This window comes from Pseudomonas sp. GM79 (assembly GCF_000282495.1).
In the GTDB taxonomy this organism is placed as follows: Bacteria; Pseudomonadota; Gammaproteobacteria; order Pseudomonadales; family Pseudomonadaceae; genus Aquipseudomonas.
Genome location: NZ_AKJE01000025.1, coordinates 139,801 through 165,228, shown reverse-complemented (window position 1 = coordinate 165,228; position 25,428 = coordinate 139,801). Strand labels below are relative to the sequence as shown.

The window sequence follows — 25,428 nt, the reverse complement described above, 5'->3', positions numbered from 1 at the left end:
GCGATCCGACTTGCTCGCGAAGAGGGCCTGACATTCGACATCGATGTTGAATGTCGGTCCACTTTCGCGAGCAAGCCCGCTCCCACAAGGGTCAAGTTGGTGCTTAGTATATCGATCAGGCCCAACGGACGTTGGGCCTTGCGCACATTTGTTGCAGAAAGTTACTCCAGTGCCTTCCAGATATCCGTGGCGTACTCGCGAATGGTCCGGTCGGACGAGAACCAGCCCATCCGCGCGCTGCTCAATACCGCCGAGCGCCACCATTCTTTGGAGTCGTGCCAATGAGCCTCGACCCGCATCTGAGCGTTCCAGTAAGAATCGAAATCGGCGCAGACCAGGAAGCGGTCATAGTCCACCAGCGAATCAATCAGGGTGGTGTAGCGGGACGGATCGTCTGGCGAGAACACCCCTCCGCGAATCGCTTGCAACACATCGTTGAGTCGATGGGAGGCAGCAATGTCCGGTGCCGCGTTGAACTCATGGTTGAGCTTGCGCGCTTCCACTTGCTCGGCGCTGAGGCCGAAGATGAACATGTGTTCGACACCAATGCGCTCGCTCATCTCCACGTTGGCCCCGTCCAGGGTGCCGATGGTCAGCGCGCCGTTGAGGCCGAACTTCATGTTGCTGGTGCCAGAGGCCTCGAAGCCTGCGGTGGAAATCTGTTCCGACAAATCCGCCGCTGGAATGATGCTTTCGGCTAGGCTGACGTTGTAGTTGGGCAAGAACACCACTTTGAGCAAACCACGCACGGTCGGGTCGTTGTTGACCACCCGGGCGATGTCGTTGGTCAGTTTGATGATCAATTTGGCCTGGTGATAACTGGCCGCCGCCTTGCCGGCGAAGATTTTCACCCGCGGCACCCAGTCTATTTCCGGTTCGGCACGAATCGCCTGATACAGCGCAACGGTGTGCAGCAGGTTGAGCAACTGACGTTTGTATTCGTGGATCCGCTTGACCTGCACGTCGAACATCGCCGCCGGGTTGATCGCAACCCCCAGCCGTTCATGAATCAGGTACGCCAGAGCTTTCTTACTGTGCAGCCGCTGTTCGGCGAACTGTTTGCGGAATGCAGTCTTCTCGGCAAACGGTTCCAGCCCTATCAGGCTTTCTTCGGGGTTATCCAGCAGATCCGGGCCGAGGGCGTCGACCATCATCGAAGTCAGCTCGGGGTTCGCCTGGTAGAGCCAGCGGCGGAAGGTAATGCCGTTGGTCTTGTTGTTGATCCGCTCCGGATAGAGTTTATGCAACTCGGAAAACACTGTGCTGCGCATCAGCTGCGTGTGCAGGCCGGACACGCCGTTGACACTGTGGGAACCAAGGAATGCCAGGTTACCCATGCGCACGCGACGACCGTTGTCCTCCTCGATCAGCGACACCGCACGCAATACGTCGAAATCGTGAACGCCCTTGGCCCGCAATGAGTCGATGTGCTGGGCGTTGATCAAGTAAATGATCTGCATGTGCCGTGGCAGCATCCGTTCCATCAAACCGACCGGCCAGGTTTCCAGCGCTTCCGGCAACAACGTGTGGTTGGTGTACGACAGCGTGTCGACGGTGACCTGCCACGCCGCATCCCACGCCACGTCATAAACGTCGACCAACTGACGCATCAACTCGGCCACGGCAATCGAGGGGTGAGTGTCGTTGAGTTGAATGGCCGCGTGATCACCCAGGGTCAGCACCGAGGTGTGCATGTTGCGATGGCGGCGCAGCAAATCCTGCAGGGACGCGGCGACGAAGAAGTATTCCTGACGCAGACGCAGCTCCTGGCCGGCCTCGGTGCTGTCCGCCGGGTAGAGCACGCGGGAGATACTTTCAGCCCGGGCCACTTCTGCTACCGCGCCCAGGTGGTCGCCCGCATTGAAGCGTTCCAGGTGCAACTCTTCCATGGCCCGGGCACGCCACAGTCGTAGCGTGTTGACACTCGCGCCGCGCCAACCGACCACCGGGGTGTCATAGGCAATGGCCCGCACGGTTTCCGCCGGGGACCAGACTTGCCTGGATTTGCCGTTCTCATCGGTCACGGTTTCGACACTGCCGCCGAAGCCGATCGGGTAGGCGACCTCCGGCCGTTCGAACTCCCATGGGTTGCCGAAATCCAGCCAGTGTTCGGTCTGCTCCTGCTGCCAGCCGTCGACGATGGCCTGACGGAACAAACCGTGTTCGTAACGAATGCCATAACCATGGCCGGCGATGCCCAGGGTCGACATGCTTTCCATGAAGCACGCCGCCAGACGCCCGAGGCCTCCATTGCCCAGTGCCGCATCGGGCTCCAGCAGACGGATGCGTTCGATGTCGACGCCAAGTTCGGTCATGGCCTCGCGGGCCACATCGAGCAGGCCGAGATTGCTCAGGCTGTCATAGAGCAAGCGGCCGATCAGGAATTCAAGGGAGAGGTAATAGACCCGTTTCTGGCCTTTGCGGTAGATCTGCCGGGTGTGGTCCATCCAGTGCTCGACCATGTGATCGCGCGCCGCCAGGGCGATGGCTTCGAACCAGTCGTGGTCGAAGGCGTGATCAGGGTCTTTGCCCACCGCGTAGGTAAGCTTGGTCAAGACGGCGTCGCGGAATGCGGCCACCTCTGCTTCGCGAACAAGTGGTTCTTGAGTCATCGATAAGACCTCGAGCGAGCGTGAAGTTGTCTGAGCCTAGTCGGTCTGACAGACCATTGAGACTCTGGTTCGGCAGTTTTTCCTGTTAGTGCGAGATAGGTCGACATTACGTTGTCGCGTGCCAGAAACAATGCAGGGGCCGTGCCGGACACAGGGATTATTTTGCGCCAAGCGAAAAAATCTGGCGAAAGGTTGTTCAAAAATCCACCAGTCCCGGTATGATCGCGCGCCCTGATGCACACGCTGGTAACAACCGATGATGAAGCCCAACCTGATCGCCGCCGCGGAGATCGATCGCCTCGATACCTGGGCAAAATACTCTGCCCCGATGTGCGGTTCCTGCGTGTCCAGCTGCTGCACCTTGCCGGTCGAGGTCAAGATCAAGGATCTGATCCGTATCGGTATCGTCGACGAATTCGAGCGTGGCGATCCGCCGAAGAACATCGCCAAGCGTTTGCAGAAGGAAGGTATCGTCGAGCGCTATAACCAGAAGTCCGAGATCTTCACCCTTCAGCGCATGAGCAACAACGATTGCCTGTACCTGGATCGCAAGAGCCGTTTGTGCACTATTTATGATAAGCGCCCGGATACCTGCCGCAATCACCCGAAGATCGGACCGCGGCCGGGGTATTGCGCGTACAAGCCAAAAGAAGTGGTGCGCGAGAACAATCCGCGGACGCTGGACAAGTTTTAAACAATCGTTGAGTTCTTCAGCGATAGACAGACCGCTTTCGCGAGCAAGCCCGCTCCCACAGGGGATTGGCGTTGAACACAGATCATCTGTAAAGAACAAATCCCCTGTGGGAGCGGGCTTGCTCGCGAAGAGGCCCTCACAAACACCGCAAAAAACCCAGACAAACAAAAACGCCCCCGACCTTGCGGTCGGGGGCGTTTTCGTTCAGCCGGGGCTAATTACGCCTTGGCTTTCTTGGCAGCGCGGGTACGCTCGCTTTCGTCCAGAATCTTCTTGCGAAGACGAATGGACTTAGGAGTCACTTCGCACAGCTCGTCGTCCTGGATGAATTCCAGAGCCTGTTCCAGGGTGAAGCGAACAGGTGGAACCAGAGCGATGGTTTCGTCTTTACCCGAAGCACGCATGTTGTCGAGCTTCTTGCCCTTGGTAGGGTTGACGCCCAGGTCGTTGTCACGGCTGTTCAGACCAACGATCTGACCGTTGTAGATTTCCTGGCCGTGTTCGACGAACAGCTTGCCACGCGCCTGCAGGGTTTCCAGGGAGTAGGTCAGTGCCTTGCCGGTTTCAACCGAAACCAGAACGCCGTTCTGACGGCCGGACATGTCGCCGGACTTCATCACGTCGTAACGGTCGAAGATCGAGGTCAGGATGCCAGCACCGTTGGTCAGGGTCAGGAACTGGTTACGGAAACCGATCAGACCACGAGCAGGGATGTTGTATTCCAGACGTACACGGCCCTTGCCATCCGGCACCATGTTGGTCAGGTCGCCCTTACGCAGGCCCATCTCTTCCATCACCTTGCCCTGGGATTCTTCCGGCAGGTCGATGGTGACGTTTTCGAACGGTTCGTGCTTCACGCCGTCAACCAGACGGATGATCACTTCCGGACGGCCTACAGCCATTTCGAAGCCTTCGCGACGCATGGTTTCGATCAGTACCGAGAGGTGCAGTTCGCCACGGCCGGAAACCTTGAACTTGTCAGCCGAGTCGCCTTCTTCAACGCGCAGTGCAACGTTGTACAGCAGCTCTTTGTCCAGACGTTCCTTGATGTTACGGGAAGTCACGAACTTGCCTTCTTTACCGCAGAAAGGCGAGTCGTTTACCTGGAAGGTCATGGAAACGGTTGGCTCGTCGACAGTCAACGGCTTCATCGCTTCAACGGTGTCCGGGTGGCACAGGGTGTCGGAGATGAACAGCGAGTCCATACCGCTGATGCACACGATGTCGCCTGCAGCAGCTTCTTCAACGTCTACACGGTGCAGACCGTGGTGACCCATCAGCTTCAGGATACGACCGTTACGCTTCTTGCCGTCGGCACCGATAGCGACAACCGGGGTGTTCGGCTTGACGCGACCACGAGCGATACGGCCAACGCCGATAACACCCAGGAAGCTGTTGTAGTCCAGAGCGGAGATTTGCATCTGGAACGGACCGTCACGGTCGACTTTCGGCGCAGGTACGTTGTCGACGATCGACTGGTACAGCGGAGTCATGTCTTCAGCCATGTCGGTGTGTTCCAGACCGGCAATGCCGTTCAGGGCCGAGGCGTAGACGACTTTGAAGTCCAGCTGTTCTTCGGTAGCACCGAGGTTGTCGAACAGGTCGAAGATCTGGTCCAGAACCCAGTCCGGACGCGCGCCTGGACGGTCAACCTTGTTGATCACCACGATTGGACGCAGGCCGGCTTCGAAAGCCTTCTTGGTCACGAAACGGGTTTGCGGCATAGGGCCGTCTTGAGCGTCAACCAGCAGCAGAACGGAGTCAACCATCGACATTACGCGTTCAACTTCGCCGCCGAAGTCGGCGTGGCCCGGGGTGTCCACGATGTTGATGTGGTAGCCGTTCCAGTTGATGGCGGTGTTTTTCGCCAGAATGGTAATACCGCGCTCTTTTTCCTGGTCGTTGGAGTCCATCACGCGCTCGTCGTTGAGCTCGTTGCGCTCCAGGGTGCCGGATTGACGCAAGAGTTTGTCTACCAGGGTGGTTTTACCATGGTCAACGTGAGCAATGATGGCGATGTTGCGTAGATTTTCGATCACTTGTGTATCTCGATCAGAGGATTCGGTGTGCTGACAAGTCTTGGCAGCGATTTACAGTAGAGTCCGGCAAAGCCGTTACAGCTTGACGGCGGCGTCGGGGGGCCGGTGACGCAGGCCACAGGCAAACAGCCCCGGGCACTTAGCTCGGTCGATAAACGCGCACATTGGCATGCCCCTCACTGAGCAAATGGTGGGCATGCAGGCGACTCATCACGCCTTTGTCGCAATACAGCAGGTACTGGCGAGTAGGGTCCAGTTCCTTGAAACGAGCGTTCAGTGCATAAAACGGCATCGCTTGTACCTCAATGCCAGCGAGTTCCAGCGGCTCGTCTTCAGCGGCATCCGGGTGACGGATATCGATGATGATCTGGCCCGCCAGTGCTTCGCTGACTTCTTCGATCTGCAAATCCTGGCCCAATTCGTCGATTACGCGATCGATCGGCACCAGTTTGGCGTTCTCGAGCGCACGCTCGAGTACCGCCATGTCGAATTCTTTCTCTTCATGCTCCACGCGTGGACGCTTGGCGTGGGTCTTTGGGTTCACCGAGATGACCCCGCAGTATTCCGGCATGTGCTTGGCGAAATCGGCAGTACCGATTTCGTTGGCCAGGTCGATGATGTCCTGCTTGTGACTGGCGATCAGCGGGCGCAAGACCAGCTTGTCGGTCACGCAGTCGATCACGGACAGGTTCGGCAACGTCTGGCTCGACACCTGGGAAATCGCTTCGCCGGTGACCAGCGCTTCGATCTCCAGCCGATCGGCAATACGGGAAGCAGCGCGCAACATCATACGCTTCAAAACTACACCCATATGACTGTTATCGACTTTCCCGAGAATTTCTCCCAGTACTTCCTCGAACGGCACACTGACAAATAACACGCGTTGGGAGCTGCCGTACTTCTTCCAGATGAAGTGCGCGACTTCCATGACGCCCAATTCATGGGCTCGTCCGCCCAGATTGAAGAAGCAGAAGTGGGCCATCAGCCCGCGGCGCATGATCTGGTAGGCGGCGACGGTGGAATCGAAGCCACCGGACATCAGTACAAGCGTCTGTTCCAGGGCACCCAGCGGATAACCGCCGATGCTGTTGTGTTGGCTGTGGATCACGAACAACCGTTTGTCGCGAATTTCGATGCGAACTTCGATTTCAGGCTGTTTGAGCGAGATTCCGGCGGCGCCGCACTGACGACGCAGTTGGCTGCCGACGTATTTCTCGACGTCCATGGAGCTGAATTCGTGCTTGCCGGCACGCTTGCAGCGCACCGAAAAGATCTTCCCGGCCAGGGCGTCACCGAAATGCTGCTTGCACTTGGCGACGATGTCGTCGAAGTCGCCCAACGGGTATTCATCGACCTGCAGGAAATGCGCGATGCCCGGCATGCAGCTCAGGCGCTCGGTCATCTCCTTCAGGGCTTTCGGCTCGCTGACGCGGGTTTCCAGCTCGAGATTGTCCCACACACCGTTCACCACCACAGCCGGGTCCAGGTCGCGGAGCACGGTACGGATGTTTTTAGCCAACTGGCGGATGAAACGCATCCGTACCGGGCGGCTCTTGATGGTGATCTCGGGGAAGACTTTTACGATTAGTTTCATGAAAACAGCGCGCGCTGGGCCAGCCGAAAAAGGGGGGCGCGGATTATAGCGGAAATTGCTCAAGGTTTAACCAGTTAATGTGCAGAAGGTTTTGAGCGCACCGAAACAGGTCATTTATGGAATTCGACGCTACATTACAGGGCGAGGTTTGGCGCTTTTCGAGGCATTGCACCTTTATAAGCGTGATATTGGGGCAAAAAACCCATGGTGGGGCACTGGCATGCAATTTGCTCCCTTGTGAGGCAGGTTGCCTTGGCAGAGTATTCGCGCCGGCATCACCCACATTCTAAGGGCATCCACTACTAAGCCCGAAGCCACCCGGAGGACACTATGTCGAAGTCGGTTCAACTCATCAAAGATCATGACGTCAAGTGGATTGATCTGCGCTTCACGGACACAAAAGGCACTCAGCACCACGTGACCATGCCGGCTCGCGATGGGCTGGATGAAGCTTTCTTCGAAGAAGGCAAAATGTTCGACGGTTCCTCCATCGCTGGCTGGAAAGGCATCGAAGCTTCCGACATGATCCTGATGCCGGACGACAGCACTGCCGTTCTCGACCCGTTCACCGAAGAGCCGACCCTGATCCTGGTTTGCGACGTGATCGAGCCTTCGACCATGCAAGGCTACGACCGTGACCCACGTGCGATCGCCAAGCGTGCCGAGGAATATCTGAAGTCGACCGGTATCGGCGACACCGTATTCGTGGGTCCAGAGCCTGAATTCTTCATCTTCGACGAAGTGAAGTTCAAGTCCGACATCTCCGGTTCGATGTTCAAAATCTTCTCCGAACAAGGTTCGTGGATGTCCGACCAGGACGTGGAAGGCGGCAACAAAGGCCACCGTCCAGGCGTCAAAGGCGGCTACTTCCCTGTTCCACCGTTCGACCACGACCACGAAATCCGTACCTCCATGTGCAACGCCATGGAAGAAATGGGCCTGGTCATCGAAGTTCACCACCACGAAGTGGCGACTGCCGGCCAGAACGAAATCGGCGTGAAGTTCAACACCCTGGTTGCCAAGGCTGACGAAGTTCAAACCCTGAAGTACTGCGTACACAACGTTGCTGACGCATACGGCCGCACCGCGACCTTCATGCCTAAGCCTCTGTACGGCGACAACGGTTCGGGTATGCACGTTCACCTGTCCATCGCCAAAGATGGCAAGAACACCTTCGCTGGCGAAGGCTATGCCGGCCTGTCCGATACCGCTCTGTACTTCATCGGCGGCATCATCAAGCACGGTAAGGCTCTGAACGGCTTCACCAACCCGTCGACCAACTCCTACAAGCGTCTGGTCCCAGGTTTCGAAGCGCCAGTGATGCTGGCTTACTCGGCTCGCAACCGTTCGGCTTCGATCCGTATTCCTTACGTGTCCAGCCCTCGCGCTCGCCGTATCGAAGCTCGCTTCCCGGATCCGGCAGCTAACCCGTACCTGGGCTTCGCTGCACTGTTGATGGCTGGCCTGGACGGCATCCAGAACAAGATCCACCCAGGCGACGCAGCTGACAAAAACCTGTACGACCTGCCGCCTGAAGAGGCGAAAGAGATCCCACAAGTTTGCGGCAGCCTGAAAGAAGCCCTGGAAGAGCTGGACAAAGGTCGTGCGTTCCTGACCAAAGGCGGCGTTTTCAGCGACGACTTCATCGACGCTTACATCGCCCTGAAAAGCGAAGAAGAAATCAAGGTTCGTACCTTCGTACACCCACTGGAATATGAGCTGTACTACAGCTGCTGATCCGGTAGCGCCGCGCTACGCGGCGTGACAAAAGAGAGGCCTCCTTCGGGAGGCCTTTTTTATGGGCGACCGTCTGTCATCGGATGCCCGGTTGCGTGCATCATGGCTTTCATCCGATAAAGCCGAGATGCCCCATGCGCCTACGTCCATGCCTTGCCCTGCTCACCGCCCTGCTGGCCAACAGCGCTTTTGCCAGCCCGGCACCTGCCGCCCTCGCCCCGTTGCTTGGCACCATCGAAGAACGCCTGGCGATTGCCGATCAGGTCGCGCTGAGCAAATGGGACAGCGGCAAACCGGTCGAAGACCGGCAGCGCGAGCGCGAAGTCATTGCCGGCGCCGTCGCCCTCGCACCAGCCTATAAATTGAGCAACGAAGCCGTCGAACAGTTCTTTTCTGCGCAGATCGAGGCCAACAAACTGGTGCAATACGCGCATTTGTCTGACTGGCATGCCCAAGGCAAGGCCCCCAACGATCCTCGCCCCGATCTCGTCGGGCAGATCCGCCCGCAACTTGACCGGTTACAAAAACGCCTGCTGCAACAACTGGCCGATTTCAGCCCTTATCGCAACGACCCGCAGTGCCCGGCTTGGCTGGCCAAGGCCAATAAAAGCGGTGCCCAAGCGCCACTGCGCGGGCTTGCCCAGGTACGCGCCACCGCTGAGTTGTGCAGCGCCAGCCACTGAGCCGACCTGCCGATGTGCGCTGAAGTGCTCTATGCTCAGCGCTTAGTCGCCATGAATGGAACAGGGCCGGACACTTGCCCAACGGCCAATGGAAGCCTGCAATGCGCTCATTGTTGTTATGCCTGCTTGTGCTGATCGCCCTGCCCGCCGCCGCGCAGATCTACAAGTACACCGATGCCAACGGCAACACCGCCTACAGCAATCAACCGCCCGATGGTGTAAAGGCTCAGCCCGTGGAGCTGCCACCGCTCAACAGCGTCGTGCGTCAACCTCCGGGCGAGCCTGTAGCACCTGCGCAATCCAGTAGCCGCGAACAGCCCGGCAGCGCCTATCAGGTGCTGGAGCTGACCGGTCTGCCCACCGAAGAAGCCTTGCGCGCCAACAATGGCACGTTCACGGTTAGCGTATTGATCCAACCACGCCTGCAAGGCTCTCATCGATTGAGGCTGTTACTGGACGATCAACCCTACGGCCAACCGAGCAACGTGCCGATTCTGCAACTGGTGAACATCGACCGTGGCGAACACCGCCTCGCGGTTCAGGTGATCGATGGGCAAAACGTGGTGCAGCAGAGCCCCACCGTGACCTTCACCGTACAACGGGTGCATAAGCCTTGAGGTGCTGGCTGTTGGTCGCCTGCCTGATCAGCCTGCCGGCAATGGCCGAGGTTTTCACCTACATCGATGCCCAGGGCAATCGGGTCTTCACCGATCAGCCGGGCACCCGCAATGCCAAGCGTGTACCACTGGCGACCAGCAATCGGATGTCGGCCAACCCGAGCGGCGCCGCGCCAGTGGCGGCCACGAAAGCCAAACCACTGTTTCATTACGACATGCTTCGTGTGCTGGTGCCGGACCCGGATGCCACGATCCGTAGCACTGCCGGGGAATTGATCGTCAGCGTTACCAGCGAACCAGGCCTGCAACAGGGCCATCGCTATCGCCTGCTGCTGGATGGCCAACCCACCGCCGAGCCCGGCCCGAGCCCGGTGTTCGCCCTGAGCAACATCGACCGCGGCAGCCACAACCTGTCAGTGGAAATCCTCGACGAACAGGGCCGTACCGTCGAACGCACGGCCAATCAACCCTTCCACATGCAGCGCACTTCCCTCGCGCAGAAACGTCAGGTCAAACCCTGCGTCCTTACCGACTACGGCCAACGGCCGGAATGCCCCCTCAAAGACAAACCCGAAGAAGAAAAAAGCTTCTTCTGGCGCTGATGCCAGTCAGTTAAGCGCAACCCCATGTGGGAGCGGGCTTGCTCGCGAAGACGGCGGCACAGCCAACATTGATGTCACCTGACATACCGCTTTCGCGAGCAAGCCCGCTCCCACAGGTTCCGTTGACGCTTCTTTTACTTCGTTCAGGTTTGCGCACTATATTGGTGCAATAGAGTGCACAGTACTCACACCCCAACCCATTTTGGTTCGAAAGTACTCGCAAAAGCTGGCAGAACGCCACGCAAATGAGCGTCAAACGCCTGTTTCAGGCTCTAAACGCTTCTTTTCGGAGCCTTGGTTTGGTTTTTGCATTTTCCTCGTATCGGCGCTTGTTTCTTGCGCGCGCTCCGCTCCAAAAGAGGTCCTGATGACCATTAGCGACGCACTACACCGCTTGCTACTCGACAACCTGACCACCGCAACCATTCTGCTCGACGCCGAACTGCGCCTTGAGTACATGAACCCGGCGGCGGAGATGCTGCTGGCCATCAGCGGCCAGCGTAGCCATGGGCAGTTCATCAGCGAGTTGTTCACCGAATCCACTGAGGCGCTGAACTCCCTGCGCCAGGCAGTCCAGCAGGCGCACCCGTTCACCAAGCGCGAAGCGATGCTCACCGCCCTCACCGGCCAGACCCTGACCGTCGACTACGCCGTGACACCGATCCTGAGCAATGGCAATACGCTGCTGTTGCTGGAGGTTCACCCGCGTGATCGCTTGTTGCGGATCACCAAGGAAGAGGCGCAGCTGTCGAAGCAGGAGACCAGCAAGATGCTGGTACGCGGCCTCGCCCATGAAATCAAAAATCCGCTCGGCGGGATTCGTGGCGCGGCTCAGTTGCTCGCCCGTGAATTGCCGGAAGAAAGCCTGCGCGACTACACCAACGTCATCATTGAAGAAGCCGATCGCCTGCGCAATCTGGTGGATCGCATGCTCGGCTCCAACAAATTGCCGTCACTGGCCATGTGCAATGTCCATGAAGTGCTGGAACGCGTAGGTCAGTTGGTGGAGGCAGAGAGTCAGGGCTGCATCACTTTGGTGCGCGACTACGACCCAAGCATTCCGGATGTGTTGATTGATCGCGAACAGATGATTCAGGCCGTCCTGAACATTGTGCGCAACGCGATGCAGGCCATCAGCAGCCAGAACGAGCTGCGCCTCGGCCGTATCAGCTTGCGTACCCGCGCCATGCGCCAGTTCACCATCGGCCACGTGCGCCACCGCCTGGTGACCAAGATCGAAATCATCGACAACGGCCCGGGGATCCCCGCCGAGCTGCAGGAAACCATTTTCTTCCCCATGGTCAGCGGCCGTCCGGACGGTACCGGGCTGGGCCTGGCCATTACCCAGAACATCATCAGCCAGCACCAGGGCCTGATCGAATGTGAAAGCCATCCAGGCCACACCACGTTCTCGATCTTTCTGCCACTGGAACAAGGAGCCACATCGACATGAGCCGTAGTGAAACCGTGTGGATCGTCGATGACGACCGTTCTATCCGTTGGGTCCTGGAAAAAGCCTTGCAGCAGGAAGGCATGACCACGCAAAGCTTCGACAGCGCCGACGGCGTGATGAGCCGCCTGGCGCGCCAGCAGCCGGACGTGATCATCTCCGACATCCGCATGCCGGGTGCCAGCGGCCTGGACCTTCTGGCACGGATTCGCGAACAGCACCCCCGACTGCCGGTCATCATCATGACCGCGCACTCCGACCTGGACAGCGCTGTCGCGTCCTATCAGGGTGGCGCTTTCGAGTATCTGCCCAAGCCATTCGATGTCGACGAAGCGGTGTCACTGGTCAAGCGCGCCAACCAGCACGCTCAGGAACAGCAAGGCCTGGAAGTCCCGGTCGCCCTGACCCGTACGCCAGAAATCATCGGCGAAGCACCGGCGATGCAGGAAGTGTTTCGCGCCATCGGGCGCTTGAGCCACTCCAACATCACCGTGCTGATCAATGGCGAATCGGGTACCGGTAAAGAGTTGGTGGCACACGCGCTGCACCGTCACAGCCCACGGGCGGCCTCGCCGTTCATTGCGCTGAACATGGCGGCGATCCCCAAGGATCTGATGGAGTCCGAACTGTTCGGCCATGAAAAAGGCGCCTTTACCGGCGCGGCAAACTTGCGTCGCGGGCGCTTTGAACAGGCTGACGGTGGCACACTGTTCCTCGATGAAATCGGCGACATGCCGGCGGACACTCAGACGCGCTTGCTGCGGGTATTGGCGGACGGCGAGTTCTACCGTGTCGGCGGTCATGTGCCGGTGAAGGTCGATGTGCGAATCATCGCCGCGACTCACCAGAATCTGGAAACCCTGGTGCACGCCGGAAAATTTCGTGAGGACTTGTTCCACCGCCTCAACGTGATCCGCATCCACATTCCAAGGCTGTCGGACCGTCGCGAAGACATCCCGACCCTGGCCAAGCACTTCCTCAGCCGCGCCGCGCAAGAACTGGCGGTGGAACCGAAGTTGCTGAAAAGCGAAACCGAGGAATACCTGAAGAACCTGCCGTGGCCGGGCAACGTGCGTCAGCTGGAGAACACCTGTCGCTGGATCACGGTAATGGCTTCGGGTCGCGAAGTGCACATCAGCGATCTGCCGCCAGAGCTGCTGAGCCTGCCGCAGGACTCAGCGCCGGTGACTAACTGGGAGCAAGCACTGCGTCAGTGGGCTGATCAGGCGTTGGCTCGCGGTCAGTCGAGTCTTCTGGACAGTGCCGTGCCAGCCTTCGAGCGGATCATGATCGAAACCGCCCTCAAACACACCGCCGGCCGCCGCCGCGATGCCGCCGTGTTGCTGGGTTGGGGCCGCAATACCCTGACGCGCAAGATCAAGGAATTGGGGATGAAGGTAGATGGCGGGGATGATGATGAGGGGGATGAGGGCTAGTTAGGCTTTCGTCGTTCTCTGGATCCATTCGCGGGCAAGCCTCGCTCCTACGGGTTTTGTGCCAAGCCATCTTTTGTGGCTGACATCAAACCCATGTGGGAGCGGGCTTGCTCGCGAAGAGGCCATCACATTCAACATTGATGCTGAATGACACACCGCTTTCGCGAGCAAGCCCGCTCCCACATTTAGAATTCAATGCACCGCGGCAATGCACCGTGAACCGCAATCGAGCACGACAATCGATCCAAAACCCCGCCTCCACCTGCAAGAAAAACCATATCGCAAAAACATAAAAGCCCCGAATTACGGGGCTTTCAGCGCTGCTCAGCGGCTTTCTGTTGCAACTTGTTAAAAACTGGCACGCCCCCTGCAATAGTCCAATCAGTGATTCGATTCACTACCCAGTTTCGGGGACCTTGGTACAGGCAGGCCGGGGATTCCCCTCTTTACACCGGGCTCATACCGCAATTGCGACGAGCCCATCCCGTTTTGGGGTCCTTGGTACAGGCAGGCCGGGGATTCCCTCTTTACACCGGGCTCACGCTGCAATGCGCGAGCCCTCCCGTTTTGGGAACCTTGGTACAGGCAGGCCGGGGATTCCCTCTTTTATTGCTCTCGGAGATGGATCTCCAGCCGCCAGCGGTCATCGACCTCGCTACCGGCCCACTCGCCCTGCAGCGGCCGGGCCGCCACCACCGTCAGCAACAGTCCCCCATCACTCAAACGCGTTCGCCAGTTCACGTCCTTGCCGTTGAGCTTGAGCTGACCTTTCTGTGCACGGCCTTCAGCCTCGAATAACAGCGCCACGCTGCCGTCGACCAGCTCGCCGTGGGTTTTGGGTTCGTTGTTGAACCACACCACCAGTCCATCGTTCGTCACCTCGACCTGCTGCAAAACGCTGGGGTCGGGCGCGGTCAGGCGACCGATCATCAGGCCCACCATCACCCCGACAATCGCCAACGAAGCCATCACCCGAGGGAATAGTTTCGAACGAGGGTCCTTTGGCGGCGTAGAATGCCCGTCATCTTTACCTTCGGAGCCGTGCATGTTTCACGTCATCCTTTTCCAACCAGAAATTCCGCCGAATACCGGCAACGTTATCAGGCTGTGCGCCAACAGTGGCTGCCACCTGCATTTGATCGAACCGCTGGGCTTCGAGATGGACGACAAGCGTCTGCGCCGGGCCGGCCTCGATTACCATGAGTATGCCACCCTGCAACGCCACGCAGACCTTGCCAGCTGTCTGGAAAGCCTCGGCCATCCCCGGCTGTTCGCCTTTACCACCAAGGGCTCGCGGCCATTTCACGACGCCAGCTTCGCCGAGGGTGACGCCTTCCTCTTCGGCCCGGAAAGCCGCGGCTTGCCGGCCGAAGTGCTCGATGCCCTGCCCAGCGAACAACGCTTGCGTTTGCCGATGCGCGAAGGCTGTCGCAGCCTGAACCTGTCCAACACCGTGGCCGTCGCCGTTTACGAAGGCTGGCGTCAGCTGGGGTTCAAATAACCCCGCATAACAAATGTGGGAGCGGGCTTGCTCGCGAAGGGGCCATAACATTCAACATCTTCGTTGATTGTTACACCGCTTTCGCGAGCAAGCCCGCTCCCACATTGGACTTGCTTTGACGCACAGACCGCTTATTGAACGGTTGGAGTCTCGCCAGCCGCCTGCATACGTTGCAGTTCTTGTGCGTACAGCGCGTCGAAGTTCACCGGGGCCAGCATCAGGGCCGGGAACGAACCACGGGTCACCAGGCTGTCCAGGGTTTCGCGAGCGTACGGGAACAGGATGTTCGGGCAGAACGCACCGAGCGTGTGGCTCATCGAAGCATCATCCAGGTTCTTGATCAGGAAGATCCCGGCCTGTTGCACTTCAGCGATGAACGCCACTTCCTCACCGTTTTTCACGGTGACCGACAGAGTCAGCACGACTTCGTGGAAGTCGCCTTCCAGAGCCTTCTGACGGGTGTTCAGATCCAGACCGACACTCGGCTCCCACTGCTGGCGAAAGATCGCCGGGCTTTTCGGGGCTTCGAAGGACAAGTCGCGTACGTAGATGCGCTGCAAGGAGAATTGCGGTGCGGTTTCTTCTTCGCTAGCTGCAGTGTTCTGTTGGTCAGTCATCTCAGATCCTTTCTGATCTCGGGTCTTATAGGGTTGGCTATTTCAAGTAAGGCAGTCAGGCCTTGAGCATGGCGTCGAGCTTGCCGGCGCGCTCCAGGGCAAACAAATCATCACAGCCGCCAACGTGGGTGCTGCCGATCCAGATCTGTGGCACGGACGTACGTCCGGCCTTCTGAGCCATCGCGGCACGCACCTGCGGCTTGCCATCGACCTTGATCTCTTCGAAGGCTACGCCTTTGTTCTCGAGCAGGTACTTGGCTCGCGAGCAATAAGGGCAGTAATCGCTGGAATAGACGACGACGTTGTTCATATCACTTCACCAGCGGCAGATTGTCGGCTTTCCAGCTGGAAATACCGCCGGACAGCTTGGCGGCGGTGAAGCCGGCTTTCATCAGTTCGCGGGCATGAGTGCCGGCAGTCTGGCCCATGGCGTCGACCAGGATAATGGTCTTGGCCTTGTGCTTTTCCAGTTCGCCGACGCGAGCGGTCAGTTTGTCGTGAGGAATGTTCAACGCGCCAACAATGTGACCGGCGGTGAAATCCTTGGTCGGACGAATGTCGATTACCACGCCAGCATCTTTGTTGACCAGCCCGGTCAGTTCACCGGTGCTCAGGCTGCGGCCGCCGCCTTGCATCTGATAAGCGATCAGCAACGCCAGCAGTACGACGAAGATACCGACAAGCAAATAGTGGTTAGTGGCAAATTCAATCAGGTGAGCAACCATCGAAGGAGGTTCCAGGGCGTTAAAATGTCGGCCAGTATACACAGCCACTATGGTGGGCCAAACCCCGTCCGGCGGTGACGGCGCCGGAACTTCGCTTTAAACTGCCACTCCCTTTTCCATCGCCCTCTTTATAACTCAGCCACGAGTGGAATCCATGACTACCACGCCTAAACCTTTGGTCCTGATTATTCTCGACGGCTTCGGTCACAGCGAGAGCCCTGAATCCAACGCCATCTTTGCAGCGAAGAAGCCCGTACTGGACCGCCTGTGGGCTACCGTACCGAACGGCCTGATCTCGGGCAGTGGCATGGACGTCGGCTTGCCGGACGGCCAGATGGGCAACTCCGAAGTCGGCCACATGAACCTTGGCGCCGGCCGCGTGGTGTACCAGGACTTCACGCGCGTGACCAAAGCGATCCGCGACGGCGAGTTCTTCGAGAACCCGACCATCTGCGCCGCAGTGGATAAAGCCGTTGCTGCCGGCAAAGCCGTGCACTTCATGGGTCTGCTGTCCGATGGCGGCGTTCACAGCCACCAGGATCACCTGGTCGCCATGGCTGAACTGGCCTACAAGCGCGGCGCCGAAAAAATATACCTGCACGCCTTCCTTGATGGCCGTGATACGCCACCGAAAAGCGCCCAGTCGTCGATCGAGTTGCTGGACGCAACCTTCGAAGCCCTCGGCAAAGGCCGGATCGCCAGCATCATCGGCCGTTACTACGCCATGGACCGCGACAACCGCTGGGACCGCGTGTCCCAGGCCTACAACCTGATTGTCGATGGCGCCAGCGAATTCAACGCCGCCACCGCACAGGAAGGCCTGCAAGCCGCTTACGAGCGTGGCGAAAGCGACGAATTCGTCAAAGCCACCAGCATCGGTGAGCCGGTGAAGGTCGAGGACGGCGACGCCGTGATCTTCATGAACTTCCGCGCCGACCGCGCTCGCGAGCTGACCCGCGTGTTCGTCGAAGACGATTTCAAGGAATTCGATCGCGCTCGCCAGCCTGCACTTGCCGGTTTCGTCATGCTGACCCAATACGCCGCCAGCATCCCCGCGCCATCGGCCTTCGCCGCGAGCAGCCTGGACAACGTGCTGGGCGATTACCTGGCGAAAAATGGCAAGACGCAACTGCGTATCGCCGAAACCGAGAAGTACGCCCACGTGACTTTCTTCTTCTCTGGCGGTCGCGAAGAACCATTCCCCGGCGAAGAACGCATCCTGATCCCGTCGCCGAAAGTCGCCACCTATGACTTGCAGCCCGAGATGAGTGCCCCGGAAGTCACCGACCGCATCGTCGATGCCATTGAAAACCAGCGTTATGACGTGATCGTGGTCAACTACGCCAACGGCGACATGGTCGGCCATAGCGGTGTATTCGACGCGGCAGTCAAAGCGGTCGAGTGCCTGGACCTGTGCGTCGGCCGCATCGTCGATGCGCTGGAGAAAGTCGGCGGCGAAGCCCTGATTACCGCCGACCATGGCAACGTTGAGCAAATGTCCGACGAAACCACCGGCCAGGCGCACACGGCCCACACCACCGAGCCGGTGCCGTTCATCTATGTTGGCAAGCGTGATCTCAAGGTGCGTGATGGCGGCGTGCTGGCGGATGTGGCGCCGACCATGCTGATGTTGATGGGGCTTGAAAAACCTGTGGAAATGACCGGGACTTCGATTCTGGTGTAATCCGCCCTATCAAACACCGCCAAAACCCTGTGGGAGCGGGCTTGCTCGCGAATGCGGCGTGTCAGTCAACATCAACGTTGCCTGACACACCGCATTCGCGAGCAAGCCCGCTCCCACATTGGTTTTCAGTGTTTTTCTGTCCAGTTATCACACAACCCCAATTGGGCATTTTTTTTGCTGCGCTTGGCGGGCATACTAGGCCGTCCCTTTCCCTGGTGTCGCCCGCCTCTATGCTTCGCGTCCTGATAGCCCTTGCCCTGACTTGCCTGCTTCAACCGGCCTTTGCCGACGAGCGCACGCAAACCCAACAACAGTTGGACGCCACGCGTCAGGACATTGCCGAGCTGAAAAAATTGCTGGGTAAACTCCAGGAAGAAAAATCCGGGGTGCAGAAAGACCTCAAGGGCACCGAAACCGAGATGGGCAAGCTCGAGAAGCAGGTCGAAGCCCTGCAAAAAGAGCTGAAGAAAAGCGAATCCGAGCTGCAGCGACTCGATGCTGAGAAAAAAAAACTCCAGAGCGCGCGCATTGAACAGCAACGACTGATCGCCATCCAGGCCCGCGCGGCCTATCAGAATGGGCGTCAGGAATACCTCAAGCTGCTGCTCAACCAGCAGAACCCGGAAAAATTCGCTCGCACCCTCACCTATTACGACTATCTGAGCCAGGCCCGCCTGGAGCAGCTGAAGAATTTCAACGAAACCCTGCGCCAACTGGCCAATGTCGAAAAAGACATCGCCATGCAGCAGGCGCAATTACTGGTGCAGAAAAGCAGCCTCGACAGCCAGCGCGACGAACTCGACAAGGTCCGCAAGGAGCGCCAGCAAGTCCTGGCCAAACTCAGCGACGACGTGAAGGCCCGCGATCAGAAACTGGCGGCGCGCGAGCAGGATCAGGCAGACCTGTCTAAAGTCCTTAAAACCATTGAAGAAACCCTGGCCCGTCAGGCCCGAGAGGCAGAAGAGGCGCGGCAAAAAGCGCTGATCGCCCAGCAGGAAGCCGAAAAAAAGCGTTTACGTGAGGCTCAGGCTGAAGCAGAGGCCACTGACGCCCCACGCAAAACCGTTAAATCGACACCCGGCGCACTGGTTTCAAGTTCAGGCGAAACCTTTGGCGGCCCCTTTGCTTCCACCCGCGGCAAACTTCCATGGCCGGTTGATGGTCGACTGCTGGCGCGCTTCGGTGAAAGCCGTGGCGACGATGCCCGTACCAAATGGGACGGCGTAATGATCAGCGCCTCCGCCGGCAGCCAGGTGCATGCCGTTCACGGCGGCCGCGTGGTGTTTGCCGATTGGTTACGAGGCGCCGGGTTGCTGGTGATCCTCGACCACGGCAACGGTTTTTTGAGTCTTTACGGTCACAACCAGACGCTGCTCAAGTCTGCGGGTGACGTGGTAAAAGCCGGTGAGTCCATCTCCACTGTCGGTAACAGTGGCGGACAGGACACACCAGCACTGTATTTCGCTATTCGTCAGCAGGGTCACCCGAGTGATCCGGCGCAATGGTGTCGCGCGCAAGGATAGGCGTTGAGTCACCTACATTAGGAGTTCGTTCGACATGCTGTATTTGTCCCGCCTTACCTCGCTGGCCCTGACGATTGCCCTGGTGATCGGCACGCCGTTGGCGTTTGCCGCCGAGCCTGCCCCGGTGGTAGCACCTGCAGGCACTGCTGCGACCACCAAGGCGCCATTGCCGCTGGACGAGTTGCGCACTTTTGCCGAAGTCATGGACCGGATCAAGGCCGCCTATGTGGAACCGGTGGACGACAAGACCCTGCTGGAAAACGCCATCAAAGGCATGCTCAGCAACCTCGACCCGCACTCCGCGTACCTGGGCCCTGAAGACTTCGCTGAATTGCAGGAAAGCACCAGCGGCGAATTCGGCGGCCTGGGCATCGAAGTCGGCGCCGAAGACGGTTTCATCAAAGTGGTTTCGCCTATCGATGACACCCCGGCCTCCAAGGCGGGCATTCAGGCCGGCGATTTCATCGTAAAGATCAACGGCCAGCCGACTCGCGGCCAAAGCATGACCGAAGCCATCGACAAGATGCGCGGCAAGATCGGCCAGAAGATCACACTGACCCTGGTACGCGACGGCGGTGCGCCGTTCGACGTGACCCTGGTCCGCGCCATCATTCAAGTGAAGAGCGTGAAGAGCCAGCTGCTGGAGTCCGGCTACGGCTACATCCGTATCACCCAGTTCCAGGTCAAGACCGGCGAAGAGGTCTCCAAGGCCCTGGCCAAGCTGCGCAAGGACAACGGCAAGAAGCTCAGCGGCATCGTCCTCGACCTGCGTAACAACCCGGGCGGCGTACTGCAATCGGCGGTGGAAGTGGTCGACCACTTCATCACCAAAGGCCTGATCGTCTACACCAAGGGCCGTATCGCCAACTCCGAATTGCGCTTCTCTGCCACCGGCAAGGACGAAAGCGAAGCCGTGCCAATGGTCGTGCTGATCAACGGCGGCAGCGCCTCGGCCTCGGAAATTGTCGCCGGCGCCCTGCAGGATCAGAAACGCGCCGTGGTCATGGGCACCACCAGTTTCGGCAAAGGCTCGGTGCAGACCGTGTTGCCGCTGAACAACGAGCGCGCACTGAAAATCACCACGGCGCTGTACTACACGCCGAACGGCCGCTCGATCCAGGCTCAGGGCATCGTCCCGGACATCGAAGTGCGCAGGGCCAAGATCACCAACGAGCAGGACGGCGAATACTTCAAGGAAGCCGATCTGCAAGGACACTTGGGCAATGGCAACGGCGGCGCCGATAAACCGACCGGTTCCGGTGGCAAAGCCAAGGCTATGCCGCAGGATGACGATTACCAATTGGCCCAGGCCCTGAGCCTGCTCAAAGGACTGAGCATCACCTCCGGCCGCTGAGATGCGCCTGCGGTTGCTCCTCGGCCTGCTGTGCTGTCTGGCGGGTGTCGCTCCCGCGGCGCCTGCCACGACGGCGGCCACACCGGCGAAGGCTTATCTGAGCCTGATCATCGATGACCTGGGGCAGAACCTGCTTCAGGATCGCCGCGTGCTGGCGCTGCCCGGCCCGGTCACTGCGGCGATCATGCCCGACACCCCCCACGCCACCGAGTTCGCCCGCGAAGCCCATCGCGCCGGCAAGACCGTCATCCTGCACATGCCCATGGCCCCGGCCACCGGGCCGTTCGCCTGGCATCCCGAGTTGCCCATCGAAGAGCTCGAGAAGCGCTTGAACGCGGCGTTCAAGGCTGTGCCGTATACCGCTGGTATCAACAACCACATGGGCAGCCGCATGACCGCCCAGCAACCGGCCATGGCCTGGCTGATGGCCGACTTGCAGCGTCGACACAAGTTCTTCGTCGACAGCCGCACCAGTGCACAAACCGTGGCCGCCGCCGAGGCGCAGAAAATCGGTTTGGCGAGCGTTTCGCGGGATGTGTTCCTCGATGACGAGCCCACTGAAGCCGCGATTTTCACTCAGCTACAAACGGCTATCAGCCTGGCGCGCAAGCAGGGTTCTGCGGTGATGATCGGGCATCCGTATCCGCAGACATTGGCGGTGCTTGAACGTGAATTGCCCAAGCTCAAGGCTCAGGGCATTGACTGGATCGATATCCAACAAATGATCAGCGTGCGCGGCAATCGCGCGACGGCGGCACATGGCAAGGATGGCCAGTACCGCCTCCCGACCGCCCGGTAATTGCTCGCCGCCCACTCCATTTCGCGATAACTATTTATACCTGTCGACACACAGACGCGTGCCACGATAGCGCTCACCCCGAATTTCATCACCAAGGAATGGACATGAAATATCTCAGCTTGTTTTGCTTCACCGGCCTGATTGGCCTGCTGGCTATTTCCGCCGTGCAGGCCCGCGACCTGGGCGAAGGTGCTGTCAACGACTCACCGTCAAGGGCACTGCAAAACAGCAAACATTTTTATGAAATCTGGAGCGGCGTGGGGCGACTCAGTCTCCACTCGGGCGAGACTTGCAGCGCCGTTCTACTGGATACGCGAAACCGGCAAGGCCGAGCCACCGGCCCTGCTTACCTGCTCACCAGCGGTCATTGCGTATTCTTTGAGTACGGTTCGGCGCGGACCAATCTGCCTTTGAAAGCCAGCGTCACCTTCCGCTACTTTCATGACGTACCACAGCGTAAGCGCCAATACGCCATCCGAACTGCCCGATGGAGCAGTCTGGTCGGGACCGATCTTGCAGTACTGGAGGTAGACGCAACATTGGCGTCGCTGATACAGGCCGGGATCAACCCGCTCAAGCTGGCCTCCCATCAAACCTACGAAAGTCAGGATGCGCTTAACGTTGGCGCGCCGGGCGGCTTTACCGAACAGGGGCTTCGATTGAGCGCCTGTGCTGAACAAACCGCCGGAACGTTTATCGATCACCCTGGGGTTTTCCCTTTGGCCATGAAAAACAGCTGCGATCTTCACGCTGGCAGCTCCGGCAGCCCGATGCTGAACCGCCGCACCAATGAAATCACCGGCATCGTCAGTAAAGTCGTGATCTCGCGCAATACCCCAGCGCCGCCCGATTGTGAGCACTCGACGTCTTGCAAGGCCGCCCGTTTCAACTACAGCTACTCGGCCAACTTCCTGCACAAGTGCTTTATTGATGGTGTCTTTACCCGCGATGGGGCGGAGTGTTCGTTGGAGCCGGTCGAATTGACTGTCATGGAGCCCTGGAAGCTCAAGTCATACGTTTATAGAACGCAAAATGCGGATGAGCAGATCGTATTGCCTACGTGGGACTTCAGGTTCTCCCTCGAGGCGCCCTTCTACCGCTACAAAACGGTCCATAACGCTCGGGATTGTCAGGCGCCACGCAACTATAGCGCCGCCATCAGCGCTGGAAATGCTTACATCAATACTGAAATCGGGCCACAAAGCGGCGCATATGCGCTCTGTATTATCGGTGTCGCCTCACGGGAACAGCAGCTGACAAGGGCGACATTGAATAACGTGTTTACAAGTGCCATGTACTTGAGCGCGACGCCGGACGCTGCGCTTCAGACCCCATCGAGGTAATTGCTACAGATAGCGCCCCATGATGTCGTCAACAATGCCTTCCTTGCGCAGTTGATCCAGCGCGGCTTGCAGCTTGGCGACAGTTTCGTCCGGCACGTCTTTGTTCAGCGCCAGGTAGAGCTCGGCGCTGTTGAAGCGCAGCACGGTCTTGAGCCCGTTCACGCCTTCCTGGCGCGCCAGGTAGCGGCCTGCCGGGTCACCAGTGGCCCACAGATCAATCTGGCCGTTGACCAGTTTTTTTGCATTATCCTGATCGCGCAGCACAACAATCGGTTTCAATCCTTGCTTGGCCAGTGTCTCGGCAATCGCATCGCCCTTGTAGGCGCCGATCCTGTATTTGCGTGCCTGCTCCAGCGACTCGAGGGTGATCTTGCTATCGGCCTTGGCCAGCATGATCCAGTCGTCCGGGCCGATAGGGCCGACCCACTTGAAGAGTTTCTCGCGGTCCGGCAACCGTGCCATCACGAACACGCCATAACCAGGTTTTTCCAAGGCGAGTTTGTAGATTCGCTCCCAAGGGAAACGCAGTGTCAGGCTGTAGGTAATGTCGGCGCGTTTGAACATCTCGCGGACGATATCCACGGCGATGCCATTGATATTCTCGTCCTGAGCGAAATTCTTGCCGTTCTTCGCCATGTTGTACGGCGGGAAGTTTTCCGTCAGCAACACCAGACCGGTGCCGGGATTTTCTTCGGCGTGAACTCCGTTGATGAACAACAGGGAAGCGCTGGCGAGGACAAGAAGAAGACGTTTAAGCATGTCGGGCTACCGGAATCCATGGCGTGCCCAAGAGTGCCTTGAGCCCGCCATACTGTCCACTGGCCTGTTTAACGCATCACGATGCCGCGATGAGCCATGTAAGCCTTGGCTTCCTGCACGGTGTATTCGCCGAAGTGGAAAATACTCGCCGCCAGCACCGCGCTGGCGTGGCCTTCGAGGATGCCGTCGGCCAAGTGCTGCAAGTTGCCAACACCGCCGGACGCGATCACCGGAATCCCCAGCGCATCACTGATGGCGCGGGTGACACCCAGGTCAAAGCCGTTTTTCATGCCGTCCTGGTCCATGCTGGTCAGCAGGATTTCGCCGGCCCCCAAGCCTTCCATCTTCTTCGCCCACTCAACGGCGTCGAGGCCGGTTGGCTTGCGACCGCCATGGGTGAAGATTTCCCAGCGCGGGGTTTCGCCCGGACCGGACACTTTCTTCGCGTCGATGGCGACGACGATGCACTGCGAGCCGAAATGCTGAGCTGCTTCGCCGACGAATTCCGGGTTGAACACTGCTGCGGTGTTGATCGAAACCTTGTCCGCACCGGCATTGAGCAAGTTACGGATGTCCTGCACGGTACGCACGCCGCCGCCGACGGTCAGCGGGATGAACACCTGGCTGGCCATGCGTTCGACGGTATGCAGCGTGGTGTCGCGACCGTCGACGCTGGCGGTGATGTCGAGAAAGGTAATCTCGTCGGCACCTTGCTCGTCGTAACGACGGGCGATTTCCACCGGGTCGCCGGCGTCGCGAATATTCTCGAACTTGACGCCCTTGACCACCCGGCCGTTATCCACGTCCAGGCAAGGGATGATGCGTTTGGCCAGCGCCATGGTGAGTCCTCAGCCTTTGTACGAATCGCAGAAAGCTTGCGCTTCAGCGACATTGAGGGTGCCTTCGTAAATCGCCCGGCCGGTGATGGCGCCGATGATGCCTGGCGCCTTGGCGTCGAGCAGCGACTTGATGTCACCCAGATTGTGGATACCGCCGGAAGCGATCACCGGAATCTTCGTCGCCGCGGCCAAAGCGGCGGTGTACGAAACGTTGCAGCCCTGCATCATGCCGTCTTTGGCGATGTCGGTATAAACGATCGCGGACACGCCGTCGGCCTCGAATTGCCTGGCCAGGTCGATCACCTGAATGGTGCTGATTTCAGCCCAGCCGTCAGTGGCGACGAAACCGTCTTTGGCATCCAGACCGACGATCACTTTGCCCGGAAACGCGCGGCAGGCTTCAGCAACGAAAGCCGGATCTTTCACGGCTTTGGTGCCGATGATCACGTAGCTCACGCCCGCTTTCACGTAGTGTTCAATGGTTTCCAGGGAGCGGATACCGCCGCCGATCTGAATCGGCAGGTTCGGGTAGCGCTTGGCGATGGCGGTGACTACTTCGCCGTTGACCGGCTGGCCTTCGAAAGCACCGTTCAGGTCGACCAGATGCAGACGGCGGCAACCGCCTTCCACCCACTTGGCAGCCATGCTCACCGGGTCATCGGAGAACACCGTGGAATCTTCCATGCGGCCCTGGCGCAGACGAACACAGGCACCGTCTTTAAGATCGATAGCGGGAATAATTAGCATGCTTTTCCTTCGTCAAAGAGCGGCAAGCTGCAAGCTACAAGCTGCAAGCGAGCGGTGTACCAATTCTTGCAGC

The 25,428-nt window shown here is 58.9% G+C and carries 23 protein-coding genes; 13 read left to right on the top strand and 10 right to left on the bottom strand.

Annotated elements, in window-relative coordinates:
- Positions 1–161 precede the first annotated feature (161 nt).
- Entirely contained in the window at positions 162–2,612 is a 2,451-nt protein-coding gene (locus PMI36_RS23620) for a glycogen/starch/alpha-glucan phosphorylase (protein ID WP_008068792.1), read from the bottom strand.
- 256 nt (positions 2,613–2,868) lie between these two features.
- On the opposite strand from PMI36_RS23620, the gene PMI36_RS23625 reads away from it, so the two are divergent.
- The gene (locus tag PMI36_RS23625; RefSeq protein WP_008005123.1) at positions 2,869–3,306 is read left to right on the top strand and encodes a YkgJ family cysteine cluster protein; all 438 of its coding nucleotides are present in this window, start codon (positions 2,869–2,871) and stop codon (positions 3,304–3,306) included.
- 218 nt (positions 3,307–3,524) lie between these two features.
- Here the strand turns inward: PMI36_RS23625 and typA are convergent, their stop codons facing one another.
- Both typA and thiI read right to left on the bottom strand, forming a co-directional pair.
- The gene (gene typA, locus PMI36_RS23630) at positions 3,525–5,345 is read right to left on the bottom strand and encodes a translational GTPase TypA (RefSeq protein ID WP_008068790.1); all 1,821 of its coding nucleotides are present in this window, start codon (positions 5,343–5,345) and stop codon (positions 3,525–3,527) included.
- A gap of 139 nt (positions 5,346–5,484) precedes the next feature.
- Positions 5,485–6,939 (bottom strand): tRNA uracil 4-sulfurtransferase ThiI, encoded by a 1,455-nt coding sequence (gene thiI / locus PMI36_RS23635; RefSeq protein WP_008068789.1) that lies wholly within the window; start codon positions 6,937–6,939, stop codon positions 5,485–5,487.
- 330 nt (positions 6,940–7,269) lie between these two features.
- Here thiI and glnA point away from each other — a divergent pair, with 330 nt between their 5' ends.
- The 6 genes from glnA to ntrC all read left to right on the top strand — a co-directional run bounded on the left by glnA (position 7,270) and on the right by ntrC (position 13,464).
- Positions 7,270–8,676, top strand: coding sequence for a glutamate--ammonia ligase (gene glnA, locus PMI36_RS23640; RefSeq protein WP_007907861.1), 1,407 nt, complete (start codon positions 7,270–7,272; stop codon positions 8,674–8,676).
- 134 nt (positions 8,677–8,810) lie between these two features.
- Positions 8,811–9,359, top strand: coding sequence for a chorismate mutase (locus PMI36_RS23645; RefSeq protein WP_008068788.1), 549 nt, complete (start codon positions 8,811–8,813; stop codon positions 9,357–9,359).
- A 101-nt stretch (positions 9,360–9,460) separates the two neighbouring features.
- On the top strand, positions 9,461–9,976 hold the full coding sequence (locus tag PMI36_RS23650; protein ID WP_008068787.1) for a DUF4124 domain-containing protein: 516 nt from the start codon (positions 9,461–9,463) through the stop codon (positions 9,974–9,976).
- The gene (locus PMI36_RS23655; RefSeq protein ID WP_032830127.1) at positions 9,973–10,578 is read left to right on the top strand and encodes a DUF4124 domain-containing protein; all 606 of its coding nucleotides are present in this window, start codon (positions 9,973–9,975) and stop codon (positions 10,576–10,578) included. The genes PMI36_RS23650 and PMI36_RS23655 overlap by 4 nt, the downstream gene beginning before the upstream one ends.
- Before the next feature lie 367 nt (positions 10,579–10,945).
- Positions 10,946–12,031, top strand: a complete 1,086-nt coding sequence (gene glnL / locus PMI36_RS23660) for a nitrogen regulation protein NR(II) (RefSeq protein WP_008068785.1) — start codon at positions 10,946–10,948, stop codon at positions 12,029–12,031.
- Positions 12,028–13,464, top strand: a complete 1,437-nt coding sequence (ntrC, locus tag PMI36_RS23665) for a nitrogen regulation protein NR(I) (RefSeq protein WP_007897405.1) — start codon at positions 12,028–12,030, stop codon at positions 13,462–13,464. The genes glnL and ntrC overlap by 4 nt, the downstream gene beginning before the upstream one ends.
- A 606-nt stretch (positions 13,465–14,070) precedes the next feature.
- Here ntrC and PMI36_RS23670 read toward each other — a convergent pair.
- Positions 14,071–14,511, bottom strand: coding sequence for a hypothetical protein (locus tag PMI36_RS23670; protein ID WP_081235249.1), 441 nt, complete (start codon positions 14,509–14,511; stop codon positions 14,071–14,073).
- Between PMI36_RS23670 and PMI36_RS23675 the strand changes: the two genes are divergently transcribed.
- Positions 14,510–14,965, top strand: coding sequence for a tRNA (cytidine(34)-2'-O)-methyltransferase (locus PMI36_RS23675; RefSeq protein ID WP_008068783.1), 456 nt, complete (start codon positions 14,510–14,512; stop codon positions 14,963–14,965). The genes PMI36_RS23670 and PMI36_RS23675 overlap by 2 nt on opposite strands.
- Before the next feature lie 131 nt (positions 14,966–15,096).
- On the opposite strand, the gene secB is transcribed toward PMI36_RS23675, so the two are convergent.
- Genes secB through PMI36_RS23690 form a run of 3 tightly spaced genes read right to left on the bottom strand, consistent with a single transcriptional unit; the run spans position 15,097 to position 16,307 of the window.
- Positions 15,097–15,582 carry a protein-export chaperone SecB gene (gene secB / locus PMI36_RS23680; RefSeq protein WP_007897410.1) on the bottom strand — a complete coding sequence of 162 codons (486 nt, stop codon included), beginning with the start codon at positions 15,580–15,582 and terminating at the stop codon, positions 15,097–15,099.
- Positions 15,583–15,637: 55 nt separating this feature from the next.
- Entirely contained in the window at positions 15,638–15,892 is a 255-nt protein-coding gene (gene grxC / locus PMI36_RS23685; RefSeq protein ID WP_007939440.1) for a glutaredoxin 3, read from the bottom strand.
- 1 nt (position 15,893) lies between these two features.
- Entirely contained in the window at positions 15,894–16,307 is a 414-nt protein-coding gene (locus PMI36_RS23690) for a rhodanese-like domain-containing protein (RefSeq protein WP_008005327.1), read from the bottom strand.
- 154 nt (positions 16,308–16,461) lie between these two features.
- Here PMI36_RS23690 and gpmI point away from each other — a divergent pair, with 154 nt between their 5' ends.
- From gpmI to PMI36_RS23715, 5 genes are all read left to right on the top strand, one after another.
- Entirely contained in the window at positions 16,462–17,991 is a 1,530-nt protein-coding gene (gene gpmI / locus PMI36_RS23695; RefSeq protein ID WP_008068782.1) for a 2,3-bisphosphoglycerate-independent phosphoglycerate mutase, read from the top strand.
- A gap of 230 nt (positions 17,992–18,221) precedes the next feature.
- The gene (locus PMI36_RS23700; RefSeq protein ID WP_008068781.1) at positions 18,222–19,514 is read left to right on the top strand and encodes a murein hydrolase activator EnvC family protein; all 1,293 of its coding nucleotides are present in this window, start codon (positions 18,222–18,224) and stop codon (positions 19,512–19,514) included.
- Positions 19,515–19,548: 34 nt separating this feature from the next.
- A complete protein-coding gene (locus PMI36_RS23705) occupies positions 19,549–20,868 on the top strand; it encodes a S41 family peptidase (RefSeq protein WP_008068780.1) in 1,320 nt (439 codons plus the stop codon).
- 1 nt (position 20,869) lies between these two features.
- On the top strand, positions 20,870–21,667 hold the full coding sequence (locus PMI36_RS23710; protein ID WP_008068779.1) for a divergent polysaccharide deacetylase family protein: 798 nt from the start codon (positions 20,870–20,872) through the stop codon (positions 21,665–21,667).
- 104 nt (positions 21,668–21,771) lie between these two features.
- Positions 21,772–23,010, top strand: a complete 1,239-nt coding sequence (locus PMI36_RS23715; RefSeq protein ID WP_008068778.1) for a trypsin-like serine peptidase — start codon at positions 21,772–21,774, stop codon at positions 23,008–23,010.
- 3 nt (positions 23,011–23,013) lie between these two features.
- On the opposite strand, the gene PMI36_RS23720 is transcribed toward PMI36_RS23715, so the two are convergent.
- From PMI36_RS23720 to hisA, 3 genes are all read right to left on the bottom strand, one after another.
- Complete coding sequence (locus tag PMI36_RS23720) at positions 23,014–23,769, bottom strand: substrate-binding periplasmic protein (RefSeq protein ID WP_008068777.1); 756 nt, start codon at positions 23,767–23,769, stop codon at positions 23,014–23,016.
- Between the two features lie 68 nt (positions 23,770–23,837).
- Entirely contained in the window at positions 23,838–24,608 is a 771-nt protein-coding gene (gene hisF, locus PMI36_RS23725) for an imidazole glycerol phosphate synthase subunit HisF (protein WP_007897430.1), read from the bottom strand.
- A 9-nt stretch (positions 24,609–24,617) separates the two neighbouring features.
- On the bottom strand, positions 24,618–25,355 hold the full coding sequence (hisA, locus tag PMI36_RS23730; RefSeq protein WP_008068776.1) for a 1-(5-phosphoribosyl)-5-[(5-phosphoribosylamino)methylideneamino]imidazole-4-carboxamide isomerase: 738 nt from the start codon (positions 25,353–25,355) through the stop codon (positions 24,618–24,620).
- Positions 25,356–25,428 lie beyond the last annotated feature (73 nt).